We start from the raw sequence: 15,413 nt of genomic DNA on the forward strand, positions 1-15,413 counted from the left end.
TGGGAGATCGAGGTGTGGTGGCGGGAGGTCGCGGTGGTGGTGCGGGCCATGGGTGGGGGCCGGTCGGCGGTGGAGGTGGCGCGGCTGGGGGTTTCGGAGTTGCTGGCGAACGTGTGCCGGCATGTGGCGGACCGGCGGTGTCGGCTGGAGGTGCGCCAGGGGCGGGGCACGGCGTTGGTGCGGGTCTTCGACCGCTGTGCGCGGGTGCCGGAGGTGAGGGTGCCGGAGTGGGATGCGGAGCGGGGGTGGGGGTTGTGGTTGCTGCGGGAGGTGGCCGGCGGGCTGGGCTGCACGTGTGTGCCGGGTGGTAAGTGGGTGTGGTTCACCGTGCTGCTGTCCGGCCCGGTGGGGGAGGGGTGAGTGGACCGGTGGCGTATCGGGCGGAGGTCGTCGCCTACTGCGGGGTGCCTGGGCCGGGCGTGTGCCATCTGGGGGGCTGCTTCTCGCCGCGGGTGGGGGAGCGGGCGGTGCGGATCGCGGCGAGTCTGGGGCCGGAGGCCGCCGCGCGGTTCCTCACCTGGGCGCACGAGGCGGGCACCGGCTCCACGCGGCGGCTGCTGTGTGCGGGCCGGGCGGTGGTCTACAGCCACACGAGCGCCGGGTGTCTGTGGGAGTTGTCGCTGCGGCCGGTGCCGCAGGTCACGGGAGGCATGTGAGGTTCGGGCAGCGGCGCACTTCAGGCAGCCGGGGACGGCGGGAGGGGACGGGGAGGGGCGGCCGTTCCGGACACTCTGGGGTCCCCCATGCCGAAGGCCAGGGGCGCGATTTGCGGCCAATGAGCGGGCGAGGAAACGTGGCACGTCAGCGGCCGTAAATCGTACCGTCCGGAATGGTCGCCCCGGACCGGCCCCGACCCCAGCACGCACCCCACCCGCACCCGGGCGCAGCCCGGGCCCGCACCCCCGTGCCCGCCCCGGGCACCGCTCACCCCGTCCGGACGGGCCGCCCCGCGCCGCGGCGGCGGCGGGCGCCGTGGGGCGCGTCACCGGAGGTGGGGACGCCCAGGGCCAGCAGAGCCGTGTCGTCGTCCAGGCCCTCGCCGAAACCGTCCAGCAGCCGGGTGACCGCCGCGACGGCGGCGGACGCCCCCGCCGGGGCCAGCTTCCCGGCGAAGTCGAGCAGGGCCTCCTCGCCGTAGCGCCCCCCGCGGCGGTGGTAGTCCTGGGAGGTGCGGTCCTCGTCGGTGCGGGCCTCGGTCAGCCCGTCGGTGTAGAGGAGCAGGGTGTCGCCGGGGCGCAGCCGGGTCTCGGCGGTGGTGAAGCGTGCCTGAGGCAGCACACCGACGAGCTGCCCGCCGGGGGTGTACAGGTAGTCGGCGGTGCCGTCGGCGCGCAGCAGCAGGGCCGGCGGGTGGCCGCCGGAGGCCAGGGTGAGGGAGCAGCCGTGCTCGCCGGGGGTGAGCACCCCGTGGACGACGGTGCAGTGGCGCGGGTCGTGGCTGGAGTCGTTCTGGTGGAGCAGGAGGGTGTTGAGGGCGGTCAGCACCCTGGCCGGGTCGGGGTCGTGGACGGCGGCGGCGCGCAGGGTGTAGCGGGTCAGGGAGGTCACGATCGCCGCCTCGGCGCCCTTGCCGGAAACGTCGCCCAGGAAGAACCCCCACCGGCCGTCGGCCAGCGGGAACAGGTCGTAGAAGTCGCCGCCGACCTGGTCCGCCGAGGCGGTGTGGTAGTGCGCGGCGACCTCGGTGCCCGGCACCTCGGGCAGTACCGGGGGCAGCAGGCTGCGCTGGAGGGTGCGGGCGAGCTGTACGGCGTGCTCGCGTTCGGCCTCGGCCGCCCGGCGGGCGCGCAGCAGCTCCTGCTCGTAGGCGCGGCGGTCGCGGGCGTCGAAGACGGTGGTGCGGATCAGCAGGGGGCGGCCCTCGGAGGAGGTCTTGACGGTGGAGGTGATCAGCACCGGCAGCCGCTCGCCGGAGGCGGTGCGCATCTCCAGGGCGATGCCGCCGAGGTGGCCCTGCATGCGCAGCAGCGGGGCGAAGTGGGTCTCGTGGTAGAGCCGTCCGCCGACGGTGAGCAGGTCGGCGAAGGTGCGGCGGCCGACCAGTTCCTCGCGGGTGCGGCCCAGCCAGTTCAGCAGGGTGCCGTTGATTCTGGCGATCTTCCCGTCCATGAGGGTGGACAGGTAGCCGCACGGTGCGTTCTCGTACAGGTCCTCCACGCTGTCCTCCAGGAGGGCGGAGAAGGCGGCGTCGTCGGAGTTCCCGCTTCCGCCGCCGTCTCTCCCGGGGCCGGGCCGGGGTCCCGCGGCGCCCATCACCGGGTCCGGGCGAAGGAGGCGATCGCCTCGGTGGTGGCCTCGGGGGAGCTCAGCTGCGGGCAGTGCCCGATGGCGTCCAGGGTGACCAGTTCGCAGCCGGGGATGCTGTCCCGGACGAACTCGCCCACCTCGGGCGGGGCGATCGCGTCCGACGCGCACTGGATCGCCCGCGTCGGCACGCTCACCTTCGACAGGTCCGCGCGGTTGTCGGAGAGGAAGGTGGTGTGGGCGAAGACCCGGGCCATCTCCGGATCGGTGCGGCAGAAGCTGTTGGTCAGCTCCTCGCCCAGTTCGGGCCGGTCCGGGTTGCCCATGATCACCGGTGCCATCGCCGCCGACCAGCCCAGGTAGTTGCTGTCCAGCGACTCCAGCAGCTCGTCGATGTCCTCGCGGCTGAAGCCGCCCCGGTAGTCGCCGTCGTCGAGGTAGCTGGGGGAGGGGGTGAGCAGCACCAGTTTCGCGAAGCGCTCCGGTTCGCGTATCGCCGCCAGCACCCCGGCCATGGAGCTGACCGAGTGCCCGACGAACACCACCGGGGGCAGGTCCAGCTCGTGGAGGATCTCCAGGACGTCCTCGGCGTACCCGTCCAGCGAGGAGTAGCGCTCGGGGTTCCAGGCGGCCGGGTCGGAGCGGCCGGAGCCGACGTAGTCGAACAGCACCACAGTGAACTCCTCGGCCAGGGCGGGCGCCACCAGGCGCCACAGGTTCTGGTCGCAGCCGAAGCCGTGGGCCAGCACCAGCACCGGCCCGTCGGCCCGGCCGGTGACGGTGACGTTGTTCCTGGTGCGCACGTCCATCAGGGTGTGTCCTTCCGGCGCCGGAGGTCGCCGACCGTGGTCGGCGGGTGAGGGGTGGCTCCTCCCGGAGGGGCCGTGTTCCCGGGATCCGCCGGGCCTACCATCCGTCAGGCCGCCGGTCCGGCGGCCCGCGCGGGCGCGCCCTCGGGCGGCGGGCCGGCCGCCTTGCGGGAGGCGGCCGTACGACGGTACTGCCGGGAGGCGGCGAAGGTCGTGCCGACGGCCGCGGCGGACAGCAGCGCGGCGGCCCAGGCGACGCCCTTGTACCCCAGGCCCGCGCCGATGACCAGGCCGCCCACCCAGGGTCCGATGGTGTTGCCGATGTTGAACGCCGAGGTGTTCGTGGCGCCCGCCAGGGTGGGGGCGGCGCCCGCGGCCTCGAACATCCGGGCGTTGAGCGCGGGGGCGGTGAAGAAGGCCGTCACGCCGAGCGCCACCGCGAGGGCGACGGCCGCCGCCGGGATGTGGGCGGTGAGCGCCAGCAGGGCCAGGGCCGCGGTGGTGGCGGCGATGCCGGTGTACATCGTGCCGAACAGGCGGCCATCGGCGACCCGGCCGCCGATGGCGGTGCCGAGCAGCGCGCCGACCCCGAACAGTGCCAGCACGGTCGGCACCCAGCTCTCGTCCAGGCCCGCGGTGTCGGTGAGGAGGGGAGAGAGGTAGGAGAAGAGGCAGAAGGTGGCGGCGGCGTTGAGCGCGATGAGGACCACCGTCAGCCACACCTGGCCCTGCCGGTAGATCCGCAGCTCCCGGCGGAGCACGGGCCGGTCGGCGCCGGTGGGCGGCCCGGAGCGGGGGACGAGGGTCAGCACCCCGGCCACCCCGATCGCGGAGAGGGCGGCCACCGCCCAGAACGCGGACCGCCAGCCCGCCTGCTGCCCCAGGAACGCCCCGGCGGGTACGCCCAGCACGTTGGCGACGCTCAGCCCGCCGATCATCACGGACATCGCCCGCGCCTTGGCGCCCTCGGGCGCCAGCGACACGGCCACCGCCGCGCCCACGGCCCAGAACCCGGCGCAGGCCAGCGCGCTGATCACCCGGGAGACGAACAGCACCTCGTACGTCGGCGCCAGTGCCCCGGCCACCTGCCCGAGCCCGAAGACGGTCAGCAGCGCGACGAGAGTGGTGCGGCGGGGCAGCCGCAGGGTGGCCCCGGCCAGCACCGGCGCCCCGACCACCATGCCGATGGCGAAGGCGGACACCAGCAGCCCGGCCTGCGGGATGGACACGTCCAGGTCGCGGGCCATCGGCTGGAGCAGCCCGGCGATCATGAACTCCGAGGTGCCGAGGGCGAAGACGGACAGGCCGAGGACGTAGACGGCGAGCGGCATGCGGGGGGCCGTGCGCTTGGTGGGTCTGGGCATGTCAGCCGACAACACCGCAGGTGAGGGCGGCATTCCGGGTTGTGGTGACTGTTGGGTTCATCGCATTTTCCGGGGGGTGGTGGGGCCGGCGGGTCACCGTGCGGCCGCGCCGTCCAGCAGGGGGGTGAGCTCGCGGACGACGGTGGTCAGGGCGCGGGGGTCCCGTTCGGCGCGGGCGATCACGATGGCGCCCTCCAGGGCGCTGATCATCACGGTGGCCAGGGGTTCGGCGCGCTCCCGCGGTACGCCCAGCTCCGTCAGCGCCCGGGCCAGCGGGGCGGTCCAGGCGGCGAAGGCGGCGGCGGCCGCCTCGCGGGTGGAGTCGGTGGTGTCCGCGTGGTCCGCCGTCGCGGCGGCGACCGGGCAGCCGGGCAGCGATCCGGTCCGCTCCAGCTCGTCGGTCCACTGGCGGGCCATCGCGGCGAACAGGGCGCCGGGGGAGGGCGTGTCGAGCTCGGTGAGGAACCGGTCGACGCGCTTCGCGGCGTAGCGGCCCGCCCAGGTCACGGCCTCGTTGACCAGTTGTTCCTTGCCCCCGGGGAAGTAGTGCTGGAGCGAGCCGCGGGGCGCTTCCGCGTGCGCGGCGACCTCGCGCATGCCCGCCGCGGCGACTCCGCCGCGCCGGATGAGCTGGGCCGCGCTGAAGACCATCCGCTCGCGCGGCCCCCGCTCGGTACCCGTCATGGCGGACCTCCGGACGATCGGTGAACCGGGCGGGCGGCTGCCGCCTCAGGGCTTCGGTCAGCTTATAGACGCCGCCCGGACAGGCTGTGGCGGCGTCGGGACACCGCTACTATGACGGCCGTCATAGTCGTGGGAAGCGGGGGTGCGGAATGGGCGCGGGATTCATCGGGCTCGGTGTCATGGGACAGCCCATGGCACTCAACCTGGCGGGGGCGGCGCGGGCGGCGGGGGAGCGGCTGACCGTCTGGAACCGCACCGCCGCCCGGAGCGAGCCGCTGCGCGCCGCCGGGGCGGAGGTCGCGGCGGGCCCGGCCGAGGTCTTCGCCCGGGCCCGTACCGTCTTCCTGATGCTGGCCGACGGCGACGCTGTGGACGCCGTGCTGGCCCGCGGCACCCCGGGCTTCGCGGCGCGCGTCGCCGGGCGCACGGTCGTCCACATGGGGACGACCTCCCCCGAGTACTCGCGCGCCCTGGCGGCCGAGGTGCGCGCGGCGGGCGGCGACTACGTCGAGGCGCCCGTCTCCGGCTCCCGAGTGCCCGCCGAGGAGGGGCGGCTGGTGGCGATGCTGGCCGGGGAGGACGGGGCGGTGGCGGCCGTACGCCCGCTGCTCGCGCCGATGTGCGGGCGGGTGTTCGAGTGCGGTCCGGTCCCGGGTGCGCTGCTGACGAAGCTCGCGGTGAACCTGTTCCTGATCACCACGGTCACCGGCCTCGCCGAGGCCTTCCACTTCGCCGACCGGCACGGCCTGGACCGTGAGCTGTTCCTGGACGTGCTCGACGCCGGGCCGATGGCCAGCGCCGTCTCCCGGATGAAGGCGCCCAAGCTGCTGGCGCGCGACTTCTCCGTCCAGGCCGCGATCGCGGACGTGCTCAAGAACAACCGGCTGATCGCCGAGGCGGCCCGGACGGCCCGGGTGGCCTCACCGCTGCTGGACGTCTGCCACACCCTCTTCGCCGAGACGGCGGAGCTGGGGTACGGCGGGGAGGACATGGCGGCCGTGCTGCGGGCGATCGAGGCCCGGACCGGCTGCCGGCCGGACCGCTGAGCCGGCGGGCCGCCGGGTCCGGGTGCCGGGCCGTTGGGCGTTCGGCCCCGGGCCGCTGGAGCGGCGGGGCTCGTTCCCCGTGCGGTTCCGCGGGGAGGCGGGAGGCGGGGGCGTGAGTGCTGCGTGGCCGCGCGAACACGGCGCGAGGCGCGGGTGGGCGCCGCCCCCGGTGTGCGGGGCGCGTGGGGTGTCCGGCGCCGCGCCCCGCGCCCGCTCACTCCGCCGCGTCCGCAGCGCCCGAGGTCAGCAGCTCCAGCTCGGTGGTCAGGTTGCGGCGCGCGGTGCGCTCCCAGGTGTCCCGGCCGTGGCGGGTGCGGAACAGGGCGGGCAGGGCCAGCAGGTGCCGCAGCACGTCGGCGCGGCCGGCGCGGAAGGCGTCGTCGGGGACGAAGGCGTACTCCTCGCGCACGGCGGCGGCGTAGGCCGCGTACTCCCGCGGGCCCGAGGCCAGGACCGCCAGGTCGGCGTCGCACAGCACCTCGCCGGCCCGGTCGCCGGGCGCCGGGTCGTGGCCGACGGTGAGGCGGACCAGCCGGGCCACCTCGGCGGCGCGCCCGGCCGGTACGCCCGCCTCGGCCAGGGCGCGCTCGGCGAGCCGGGCGCTGCGCTCCTCGTTGGCGGAGCGGTCCGGGCGGTAGACCGCGTCGTGGAACCAGGCCGCCAGCGTGGCGGTGGCGAGCTCCCCGGGGCCGTCGCAGTGCGGGGCGAGCAGCTCGATCCGGTCCAGGACGGCGATCAGGTGGCCGGTGGTGTGGTAGCGGCGGTGGGGCTCGGCCCAGCGGGCGAGGAGGTCCTCGGCGTAGGCGTACGGGGAGGGCACCTCGTCGGGGGAGATGTCCGGGCGGCGGACGGTCAGCAGGGTGCCGGCCCAGCGTTCGCGCAGCTCGTCGTGGTCCGGATGGCGGTCCGGGCGGTGGTTCTGTGGCGTGGCCATGACGGCAATTGTGGGACGCGTACTCCCGCCGTGTCCGGCGATGTGGCAGGCTCCGGTATATGTCTAGACCAATGCTCGCCAGACCCCTGCTCGAAGTCATCGCCCTCGACGCCCGGGACGCGTCCGCCGCGCAGGACGGCGGGGCGGACCGCCTCGAACTGGTCGCCGACATGACCCGCGACGGACTCACCCCGGCCCGCGAGACCTTCGCCGCCGTCCGCGCCGCCGTCCGCATCCCGGTGCGGGTCATGCTGCGGGACACGGACGGCTTCGCCGCGGGCGGCCCCGCGGCGCTGGACGCCCTGTGCGAACGGGCCCGCGCCCTGCGGGCCGAGGGCGCCGAGGAGTTCGTGCTCGGTTTCCTCGACGACACCGGCGCCCCGGACCTGGCCGCGATCACGGCCCTTCTCGCCGCCGTCCCCGGCGGCCGCTGGACCTTCCACCGCGCCCTCGACCACGCCACCGACCGTGACGGCCTGCGCAAGCGGCTCGACGGACTGCCCGGTCTGGACGCCTGTCTCACCGCGGGCTCGGCGGACGGCGTGGCCGCGGGCCTGGAGACGCTGTGCGCCGAGGCGGCCCGGGCGGCGGCCGGGGACCCCGGTCACCGCCCGCTGCTGATGGCCGGCGGCGGGCTGACGGCGGACCACGTCCCCGCGCTGCGCGCCGCGGGCGTGCGTGCCTTCCACATCGGCGGCGCCGCCCGCACCGGCGGCTGGGACACCCCGGTCTCGGCGGACGCGGTACGCGCCTGGCGCGCGCTGCTGGACGGCTGAGCGGGCTCAGCGCTCGCAGTTGATCACGGTCTCGCCCTCGCAGCGGTCGATGCCGGGGCCGCCGTCCACGGTGTCGTCGCCCTCGCCGCCGATGATGGTGTCGTCACCGGGGCCGCCGTCGATGGTGTCGTCGCCCGGGCCGCCTCGCAGGTCGTCGGCCCCGCCTCGGCCGTCGATGGTGTCGTGGCCGGGGCCGCCCAGCAGGTCGTCGTGGTCCCGGTTGCCGAGGAGGGTGTCGTCGCCGTCCTCGCCGTGGGCGGTGTAGAACGCCGTCAGGATCCCGGAGGTGTCGGGGAAGACATTGCCGAACCAGTCGTCGCCCGGCCCCAGGCAGGCGACCGGAAAGGCCAGGCTGCCGTGCATGACGGTCACGGTGTCGTCGCCGGCGAGCGTGACGACCACGCCGTTCTGGATCGTGAGGTGGTCGTCCCCGTCGGTGCCCACCCGGTCGGCGGGGAGTTCCTCCCCGGTGTCCGGGTCCTGGCAGGTGACGGCCTCGGCTGCCGTGGTCGCGGTCGTCGCGGTGGCCGCGGTCGTGGCGTGGGCGGCGGGCGCGGTCAGGGCCAGGGCGGCTGCGGTGGCCAGTACGGTGGCGGCACCGGCGGTTCTGCGTAACGCCTTCACGGGGGTCCTCCTCACCGGACGCTTGCGGGTCGCTCCGGCCAGTGCCCGCGCCGGCCACGGGGAAACCGTCCCCTTCCGGACATCCGCCCGCCGGAAGGGACTACGGGGCGAGGCCGGCCACGGTGGCCGCGACCGCCCGGGCCCGCTCCCGGAAACGCTCGTCCGCCCGGACGATCTCGTGCTCCACGCCCCATCCCCGCACCCGCCGGTCGCGTTCGGCCAGGGCGGCCGGCCTGCGCGCCTGCTCCCCGGCGGGCATCCAGGTGCCGTCACCGGCCAGGGCGGCCAGGGCCTCCAGCGCGGTCTCCGGATCGGCGCCCTCCTCGGCGGCGGCCAGCACGGCGTCGGCCAGGGCGGTACGGTCCGCCTCGTCCGGCGCGCACGCCAGCAGCGCGAGCGCCGCGGCCGGGGCCTGCCCGCGCTCCGGGTCCGCCAGGAGCCGCTCCAGCCGGGGCCGCAGCGGGCGCCCGGCGGGCCCGAGCAGCGCCGCCGCCCGTGCCGCCCGCACCCCGGTCCACCGGAACCACGGCTCCGCCGCCGCCTGTGCGAGGACCCCGTCCAGCACCCGTACCGCCTCACCGGCCTCGCCGGTGATCCGCCACAGCGCGACGGCCACCTCGGCGTCGGCTTCCAGCCGCGGGGCGGTACGGCCCTGCCCCGGGGCCGCCGGTCCGCCGAGCGCCGCGTGCAGCGCGGGCGCCAACTCGGCCGCGTCCGGTCCCAGTTCGCCCGCCGTGCGCGCCGCCTCGCACATCGTGTGGCCGCCGTCCGCCAGTTCGGCGGCGAGGGCGTCCAGCAGCGGGCCCGTCTCACCGGTCATGCCGTACAGCGCGCGGGCCGCCGCCAGCCGGCCCTCCGCCGGGCCCATCGCCACCGCGTCGCGCAGCTCACCGGCCACCTTCTCCCGCTTGCGCTCCGGGCACACCGCCGCCAGCGCCCCGGGCACGGCCCGCGGGAGCCGGGGCAGCGCGGCCCGCAGCTCCGGGAGCGCGGCGGCGGCGCGCTCGCCCCAGCCGGTCAGCAGCCGCGCCAGGTGGAGGGGTTCGTTGCGGTTCAGGGCGGAGTCCGGCGCGGCCAGCCGGGCCCGTACGGCGTCCAGCAACTCCGGCGTGAACGGGAACGGCGGCGCGTCGGCCGGGGCGCGGAAACCGGCGGCGGCGTCCAGCGCGCGCGGCCGTCCGGCCAGGTCGCGGGCGAGCAGCGGGGCGGCCCGCTCCGGATCGGCGACGACGAGGACGGCGAGCGCCCGGTCGGCGAGATCGCCGTCCCCGGCCCCTTCCCCCTCGGCTTCCCCCGCGGCGAGCGCGGCCAGTGCCGGGGCGGCGGGCGCCGCGTGGTGCGGAAGGAGTTCCAGTACGGACAGCACGTCCCGGGCCGGGGACGGCTCGTCCGGCAGCGGCGGCGGCAGTACGGGCACCAGCCGCGCCGGGGCGCTCCGGGAGAGCAGGCAGGCGGCGCGGGCGGCCCACAGCGCCTCCGTCCGCGCCCCGGGCCGGGGCGCGCGGAGCGCCGCCTCCAGCAGGGCGAACGCCGCCTCGCGCCCGTCGGCGGTGTCCCGCTCCAGCAGCGCCTCGACGGCGTACCGCAACGGCTCCGCGCGCTCGGTGTCGAACCGCCCGGCGACCAGCTCGCCGGCCGGGAGGAGGGAGAGCAGCGCCTCGTGGTGGCCTGCCGTCCACGGCAGCCCGGCGTCCAGGCAGGCCAGCACGGCCACGACGCGCACCCGCGGCGGCTGCGCCGGGTCGAGGGCCGCCGTCGCCGCCGCCTCGGCGCCGCCCGCCGGGTCGAGCCGCACCAGCGCGTCCAGCAGCTCCGCCCGTACGGCCGCCTCCGGCTCCGCCGCCCACCGCCCGCGCAGCGCCGGAAGCACCTCGCGCGGGGCCGCGGTGTGCCCGGCCGCCCAGGCGGCGGCCGACCGCACCCCGGGGTCGGCGTCCGACAGCAGCGGCAGCAGCAGCGGCGCCTGCGCGGCGACGGCTGCCCGGCAGGTGCCCCGCGCGACCCCGTGCTCGTCCCCGCTCTCCGCGATGCCGCCGAGCAGCCCCAGCAGCTCGGCCGTCCGGCACCCGGCCGCCGCCAGCCGCGCCAGGTACGGCACGGCCTCGGCGGTGGCGGCGTACACGGTGTCCTGGTGGAGGAGGCAGCCGTACAGCTCGCCCAGTGCCTCCGCCGCGGCCTCCTCGTCCTGGCCGGCCAGCGCCCGCAGCAGCCCGGGTACGTCCTCCGCGCTGCCGTAGGCGTGCTCCGCCGAGGCCCACGGGTGGGCGTCCGAAGCGTCGAGAACCTGTGCGACGTCCATGCCCGGATGATGGCAGGCCCGTCGGACGGCGTCCGCACCGCGTGCGGGAACCGCCGCGGACACTTCGACATGACGGTCCGGCCATGGCGTCATCGCTCTCGTGTTGTACGGGACCCCCGCCCCGGATGCGGACGATCTGCGGGTGCCGGCGGAGACCGAGCGGCTGCGGCATGTGCTGCGGGTCCGGCCGCGGTGGTCCGGACAGTTCCGCCGGAACCTCACGGCCCCGGCCCCCGCACGGCTCCCGCGCAGGACGCCGTCCGCCAGTCCACCAGTCCGCCGAGCCGTACACCGACCCCTACCGGGTCTCCTGACGGGGACGGCGGCGCTCAGAGCCGGCGGTACATCACGTGCAGGCCGACCAGCCCGTGCTCGGGGTGGTCGAAGGCCTCCGGCACCGTGCCGACGACCTCGAAGCCCAGCGACCCCCACAGGCGCACCGCCGGGGTGTTGGTCTCCACCACCGCGTTGAACTGGATCGCGTGGAAGCCCGCCGCGCGGCACCAGCCGATGACGTGCTCGCCGAGCGCCCGTCCCACGCCCCTGCCCCGGTGGGCCGGATCGACCAGGAACGAGGCGGTGCCGATGTGGGAGCCGCGTCCGGGGCGGTTCGGGCCCATCTTCGCCGAGCCGGTGATCACGCCGTCCTCGACGGCGACCACGGTGCGCCCCGGTGGCCGCTCCATCCACCACGGCCGCGCCTCCCCCATGCTCTGCCCCTCGGGGAAGGCGTACGTCCGGCCCTCGGCCATGACCGCCGAGTAGAACCGGTGGATGTGCGGCCAGTCCTCGTCGGTGGCGGTACGGATCTCCATTTGCCACAGGGTACGTACGCGCCGGGCGGCCCGCCGCCCTGTTCCCCGGTCACTCCCCGGCCCGTGGTGCCGCCGAGAAGTACGCGCGGGAGGCGGGCAGGAACATCAGCACCACCACGGCGGCGCCCAGCAGCCTCAAGGACAGGCCGCTGGTGTCGTCCGCCACGGCCGACCAGCCGACGCCGTCCACGGCCATGTCGACGAGGATGAGGCACCCGCCGAGAACGGAGAGGACGGCGAGCACGATCCGCGCCCAGTCGCGGCCCGCGCGCATCCGCAGGGCCAGGAACAGCCACAGTGCGCCGAGCGCGGCCATGAACGCGCCGGACACGAGGGCCTGCCGGACCGCACCGCCGTGCCCCGACTCCTGCCGCATGGAGTCGAAGCCGGTGGGTGCGAGGAGGAACATCTCCAGCACCCACAGGACGGTCTCGGCGGTGATCACCGCGACCGAGAGCCAGAAGGCCAGCTCCACCTCGCGCGGACGTCCGGTCGCCGTCGCGGCCGCACTGGTCATCGTTCCTCCTTCGCCGGAACGGTGGTCTTTCCCGGTCATGCGGTAACACGCCCGGTCCGGCCGGGAGGTTCCCCGGCCGGACCGGGTGCCGGAGCGTCACGGGATCGGAGCGGAGTCCGCCTGTCCCGTCGCCGGGCAGCCGCAGGGCGTCCGCCGCCGCGCGTTCCGTTGGGTGGCGGCCCGGAGTGTCGGCGCCGGGGCGGCCCCGGCCCGGCCGTGCGGACGGCGCCGCCGGTCTCCTCGCCGACGGCGGGAGTGCCGGGGCGGACACCGTCCGGCCCCGCCGCGCCCGGCGGCCCGTCAGCCGGCCCGCCACTCCTCGGCCGGGAGGCGGTACACCACGTTCCGGCGCAGCGGTCCGTCGGGGACGTCCGGGTCGTCGAAGTCGCCGGCGGGGTCGTGGACCATGCCCAGCCGGCGCATCACCGCCAGGGAGCGGTGGTTGCCGGCGACGGCCACCGCGACGATCTCGGGCAGGCCGAGTTCGCCGAAGCCGAACTCCACGGCGGCCCGGGCGGCCTCGGTGGCGTAGCCGCGGCCCCAGGCGGAGCGGGCCAGCCGCCAGCCGGTCTGCACTCCCCTGTGGGGCGGCCGCCGCCCGTCCAGCGGGTCCACCCCGGCGCATCCGACGAACTCCCCGGTGGCGCGCACCTCCAGCGCCCACCACCCCCAGCCCCGCTCCTCGATCGCGGCCCGGTAGCGGTCCATGGCCTCCCGGCTCCCCTCCCGGGTGAGGGGGGCCGGGAAGTACGCGCCGACCTCCGGGTCGGCGTTCAGCGCCACCCAGGGTTCCAGATCGGAGTCCCGCCAGGCGCGGAGCAGCAGGCGTTCGGTGTGCAGTTCGGGCATCCGGTCAACGTAGCGCGGCACGGGACGGGGAAGCGACCGGTTACCGGTGCGGCGCCCGCACCGCCGCCCGGCCGCCGCCCGGCCGCCGCCCGGCCGGAGGCCCGGTCAGCGGCTCAGCGGCCGGGGCAGCGGCGCGGCGTGGACGACGGCGAGGCCGGAGACGGCGCGGGTGAGGGCCACGTACAGGCGGCGCAGACCGGTGCGCTCGTCGGGCTCGCCGGCCACCACGGCGGCGGGCTCGTCCAGGACGACGTGGTCGTACTCCAGGCCCTTGGCCAGCGTCGCCGGGACCAGGGTGAGACGGGCGCCGTCGTCCGTCTCCGCGCCCGGGGACACATGCGCCTGCCCCGCCGCGTCCAGCGCCGCCGCCAGGGCGGGGACCCGGGCGTCGGCGGCGATCAGACCGACCGAGCCCTCCCGTTCCAGCGCCTCGCGGCAGGCGGCCACCACCGCGCCGTCCAGCTCCGCCGCCCCCACCGCCCGCACCCGCAGGGAGCCGGGCGCGTCGCGGACCGAGGTCGCCTCGGACAGTCCCGGGGCGATGTGCGGCAGCAGCCGGGAGGCGTACGCGATGACCTCGCGCGGGACGCGGAAGCCCCGGGTGAGCTCCTCCACCGCCGCGTCCGGCTTGCCCAGGTGGGACAGGGCCTCGGCCCAGGCGGCCGTCGCCCACGGGGTGGTGCCCTGGGCCAGGTCGCCCAGCACCGTCGCCGAGCCCGTCGAGCAGCGGCGGCCCACCGCCCGGTACTGCATCGGGGACAGGTCCTGCGCCTCGTCCAGCACCACATGGCCCAGCGAGGGCGTACGCCGCACCAGGTCGGCGGCCTCGTCGACCAGCACGGCGTCGGCCGCCGACCACTTCGCCGACCGCACCCCGCGCGGCGGCCTCGGCAGGCGGATCGTCTCGCGCTCCTCGTCGGTGAGGATCCCCGCCGAGCACTCGGCGAGGAAGTCGGCGTCGGAGAGCAGCCGCAGCACCAGCCTGGCCGGGTCCACCTCCGGCCACACCGCCCTGACCAGGGCCTTCACCGCCGGGTTACGGGCCACCGCGTCCTGCACCCGGTCGTCCGGGGCCTCGCCCGCCCGCTCCATCCGCACCAGCACGGCGTGCGCGACGCGCCGCGGCAGGGCCTCGCGGGCGGCGCCGTAACGGATGCCGCGGTCCAGCAACTCGCGGACGAGCTCCGCCAGTTCGTGGGCCGGGATCCGCCAGCGGCGCGAGCCGCGCACGACGACGCACGGCTCGGTGGGCACCGTCACGCCCGAGCGCACCGCACGGCGCAGCACCTCGGCCATCCTCGCGTCGCCCTTGATCCGGGCGGCCGCCGTCCCGTCGGTGCCGCGGACCTCGATCCCGGTGGCGGCGGCGACCAGGTCGTCGACGGTCGTCTGCGCCACCGCCAGCTCGCCGAGTGCGGGCAGCACCTGCTCGATGTAGCGCAGGAAGGACCGGTTCGGGCCGATGACCAGCGTGCCGGTGCGGGCCAGCCGCTCGCGGTGCGCGTAGAGCAGGTACGCGACCCGGTGCAGGCCGACGGCCGTCTTCCCGGTGCCCGGTGCCCCCTGGACGCACACCGTGCCCTCGACGCCGGTGCGGACGATCTCGTCCTGCTCCGGCTGGATCGTCGCCACGATGTCGCGCATCGGGCCGGTGCGGGGGCGCTCGATCTCGCGCCGGAGCAGCTCGCCGGTCCGCTCCGGCTCGGCCGGGCCGACCGGGTCGGTGAGGTGCTCGTCCTCGTAGGCGGTCAGTTCGCCACCGGTGTAGCCGAAGCGGCGGCGCAGCTCGACGCCCTGCGGGTCGCGCCGGGAGGCGCGGTAGAAGGGCTGGGAGACGGGAGCGCGCCAGTCGATGACCATGGGGTCGCCGTCGGCGTCGTGGACATGGCGGCGGCCGATGTAGTAGCGGGCCGGTTCCGGGTCGGGGAGGCGGTCGAGGCGGCCGAAGAACAGCGGGGTGCCGGAGAGATCGGCCAGGGCCTTGATACGGGCCTCGATCTGCCCCTGGAGCACCTGGGCGTTCACCCAGTTCGTGGTGACGTCGGAGATGTCGAGCGACTCGGCGTCCCGGCGCATGGCGCGCAGCGCGGCCCGGGAGGCGGCGAGGTGGGCGCGCTCGCGCTCCAGCGGGCCGGAGCCGGTATCGGTGTCGGTATCGGGAACGGACTGGTCAGGGGCGTGTGTGGACACGGTACGGCCTCCGGCGGGAACGCGTGGCGGCGGTACGGCGGGCCGCGGCGGCCCGCCGTACCCCGGGTGCGGTGGTCTGCGGGAACGGGAGGGACCGCGGGCCCGGCGGCGCACCGGTGCGGTGCGCGTACTGCGGGGGGTGCGGTCCGCCGGCCGGTGCCGACCGGCCGGCTCCTCCCCGGCGGCACGGCGGCCCCGGAGCCCCGAAGGGCCGCGGGCGCGCGTCACCGTGCGCGGGAGGCGGCAGACGCGTGATTGTAGC

The 15,413-nt window shown here is 76.5% G+C and carries 15 protein-coding genes; 4 read left to right on the top strand and 11 right to left on the bottom strand.

The window, feature by feature from the left end; genetic code table 11:
- Both CUT44_RS10475 and CUT44_RS10480 read left to right on the top strand, forming a co-directional pair.
- Positions 1-360, top strand: a 360-nt coding sequence (locus CUT44_RS10475) for an ATP-binding protein (protein WP_233221332.1), incomplete at its 5' end; no start/stop codon positions are given.
- Positions 361-368: 8 nt separating this feature from the next.
- Positions 369-656, top strand: a complete 288-nt coding sequence (locus tag CUT44_RS10480) for a hypothetical protein (RefSeq protein WP_100201663.1) — start codon at positions 369-371, stop codon at positions 654-656.
- 268 nt (positions 657-924) lie between these two features.
- Here CUT44_RS10480 and CUT44_RS10485 read toward each other — a convergent pair whose 3' ends face one another.
- The 4 genes from CUT44_RS10485 to CUT44_RS10500 all read right to left on the bottom strand — a co-directional run bounded on the left by CUT44_RS10485 (position 925) and on the right by CUT44_RS10500 (position 5,101).
- Positions 925-2,253 carry a SpoIIE family protein phosphatase gene (locus CUT44_RS10485; protein ID WP_100201664.1) on the bottom strand — a complete coding sequence of 443 codons (1,329 nt, stop codon included), beginning with the start codon at positions 2,251-2,253 and terminating at the stop codon, positions 925-927.
- Positions 2,253-3,053: an alpha/beta fold hydrolase gene (locus tag CUT44_RS10490; protein WP_100201665.1), complete on the bottom strand. Its 801-nt coding sequence runs from the start codon at positions 3,051-3,053 to the stop codon at positions 2,253-2,255. Before CUT44_RS10490 ends, CUT44_RS10485 begins: the two co-directional genes overlap by 1 nt.
- Before the next feature lie 107 nt (positions 3,054-3,160).
- Complete coding sequence (locus CUT44_RS10495; RefSeq protein ID WP_233221333.1) at positions 3,161-4,417, bottom strand: Cmx/CmrA family chloramphenicol efflux MFS transporter; 1,257 nt, start codon at positions 4,415-4,417, stop codon at positions 3,161-3,163.
- A gap of 93 nt (positions 4,418-4,510) precedes the next feature.
- Positions 4,511-5,101 carry a TetR/AcrR family transcriptional regulator gene (locus CUT44_RS10500; RefSeq protein WP_100201666.1) on the bottom strand — a complete coding sequence of 197 codons (591 nt, stop codon included), beginning with the start codon at positions 5,099-5,101 and terminating at the stop codon, positions 4,511-4,513.
- A 149-nt stretch (positions 5,102-5,250) separates the two neighbouring features.
- Here CUT44_RS10500 and CUT44_RS10505 point away from each other — a divergent pair, with 149 nt between their 5' ends.
- A complete protein-coding gene (locus tag CUT44_RS10505) occupies positions 5,251-6,147 on the top strand; it encodes an NAD(P)-dependent oxidoreductase (protein ID WP_100201667.1) in 897 nt (298 codons plus the stop codon).
- Between the two features lie 214 nt (positions 6,148-6,361).
- Here the strand turns inward: CUT44_RS10505 and CUT44_RS10510 are convergent, their stop codons facing one another.
- Positions 6,362-7,081: an HD domain-containing protein gene (locus CUT44_RS10510; RefSeq protein WP_233221334.1), complete on the bottom strand. Its 720-nt coding sequence runs from the start codon at positions 7,079-7,081 to the stop codon at positions 6,362-6,364.
- Between the two features lie 71 nt (positions 7,082-7,152).
- Between CUT44_RS10510 and CUT44_RS10515 the strand changes: the two genes are divergently transcribed.
- A complete protein-coding gene (locus CUT44_RS10515; protein ID WP_100201668.1) occupies positions 7,153-7,857 on the top strand; it encodes a copper homeostasis protein CutC in 705 nt (234 codons plus the stop codon).
- Positions 7,858-7,863: 6 nt separating this feature from the next.
- On the opposite strand, the gene CUT44_RS33035 is transcribed toward CUT44_RS10515, so the two are convergent.
- The 6 genes from CUT44_RS33035 to CUT44_RS10550 all read right to left on the bottom strand — a co-directional run bounded on the left by CUT44_RS33035 (position 7,864) and on the right by CUT44_RS10550 (position 15,151).
- The gene (locus CUT44_RS33035; protein ID WP_158239586.1) at positions 7,864-8,481 is read right to left on the bottom strand and encodes a calcium-binding protein; all 618 of its coding nucleotides are present in this window, start codon (positions 8,479-8,481) and stop codon (positions 7,864-7,866) included.
- A gap of 100 nt (positions 8,482-8,581) precedes the next feature.
- On the bottom strand, positions 8,582-10,780 hold the full coding sequence (locus CUT44_RS10530) for a HEAT repeat domain-containing protein (protein ID WP_100201670.1): 2,199 nt from the start codon (positions 10,778-10,780) through the stop codon (positions 8,582-8,584).
- Positions 10,781-11,109: 329 nt separating this feature from the next.
- The gene (locus CUT44_RS10535) at positions 11,110-11,595 is read right to left on the bottom strand and encodes a GNAT family N-acetyltransferase (protein ID WP_100201671.1); all 486 of its coding nucleotides are present in this window, start codon (positions 11,593-11,595) and stop codon (positions 11,110-11,112) included.
- 49 nt (positions 11,596-11,644) lie between these two features.
- A complete protein-coding gene (locus CUT44_RS10540) occupies positions 11,645-12,112 on the bottom strand; it encodes a hypothetical protein (RefSeq protein WP_100201672.1) in 468 nt (155 codons plus the stop codon).
- A gap of 300 nt (positions 12,113-12,412) precedes the next feature.
- Positions 12,413-12,961, bottom strand: a complete 549-nt coding sequence (locus tag CUT44_RS10545; RefSeq protein WP_100201673.1) for a GNAT family N-acetyltransferase — start codon at positions 12,959-12,961, stop codon at positions 12,413-12,415.
- Between the two features lie 105 nt (positions 12,962-13,066).
- Complete coding sequence (locus CUT44_RS10550) at positions 13,067-15,151, bottom strand: HelD family protein (protein WP_233221335.1); 2,085 nt, start codon at positions 15,149-15,151, stop codon at positions 13,067-13,069.
- Positions 15,152-15,413: the final 262 nt, after the last annotated feature.

This window comes from Streptomyces carminius (assembly GCF_002794255.1).
GTDB lineage: Bacteria > Actinomycetota > Actinomycetes > Streptomycetales > Streptomycetaceae > Streptomyces > Streptomyces carminius.

Bases quoted from the DNA above. Each gene is read 5' to 3' on its own strand.
- CUT44_RS10530 (WP_100201670.1), bottom strand. From the start codon at position 10,780: ATGGACGTCGCACAGGTTCTCGACGCTTCGGACGCCCACCCGTGGGCC.
- CUT44_RS10505 (WP_100201667.1), top strand. From the start codon at position 5,251: ATGGGCGCGGGATTCATCGGGCTCGGTGTCATGGGACAGCCCATGGCA.
- CUT44_RS10540 (WP_100201672.1), bottom strand. From the start codon at position 12,112: ATGACCAGTGCGGCCGCGACGGCGACCGGACGTCCGCGCGAGGTGGAG.
- CUT44_RS10545 (WP_100201673.1), bottom strand. From the start codon at position 12,961: ATGCCCGAACTGCACACCGAACGCCTGCTGCTCCGCGCCTGGCGGGAC.
- CUT44_RS10535 (WP_100201671.1), bottom strand. From the start codon at position 11,595: ATGGAGATCCGTACCGCCACCGACGAGGACTGGCCGCACATCCACCGG.
- CUT44_RS10515 (WP_100201668.1), top strand. From the start codon at position 7,153: ATGCTCGCCAGACCCCTGCTCGAAGTCATCGCCCTCGACGCCCGGGAC.
- CUT44_RS10500 (WP_100201666.1), bottom strand. From the start codon at position 5,101: ATGACGGGTACCGAGCGGGGGCCGCGCGAGCGGATGGTCTTCAGCGCG.
- CUT44_RS10490 (WP_100201665.1), bottom strand. From the start codon at position 3,053: ATGGACGTGCGCACCAGGAACAACGTCACCGTCACCGGCCGGGCCGAC.
- CUT44_RS10510 (WP_233221334.1), bottom strand. From the start codon at position 7,081: ATGGCCACGCCACAGAACCACCGCCCGGACCGCCATCCGGACCACGAC.
- CUT44_RS10495 (WP_233221333.1), bottom strand. From the start codon at position 4,417: ATGCCCAGACCCACCAAGCGCACGGCCCCCCGCATGCCGCTCGCCGTC.
- CUT44_RS10485 (WP_100201664.1), bottom strand. From the start codon at position 2,253: ATGGGCGCCGCGGGACCCCGGCCCGGCCCCGGGAGAGACGGCGGCGGA.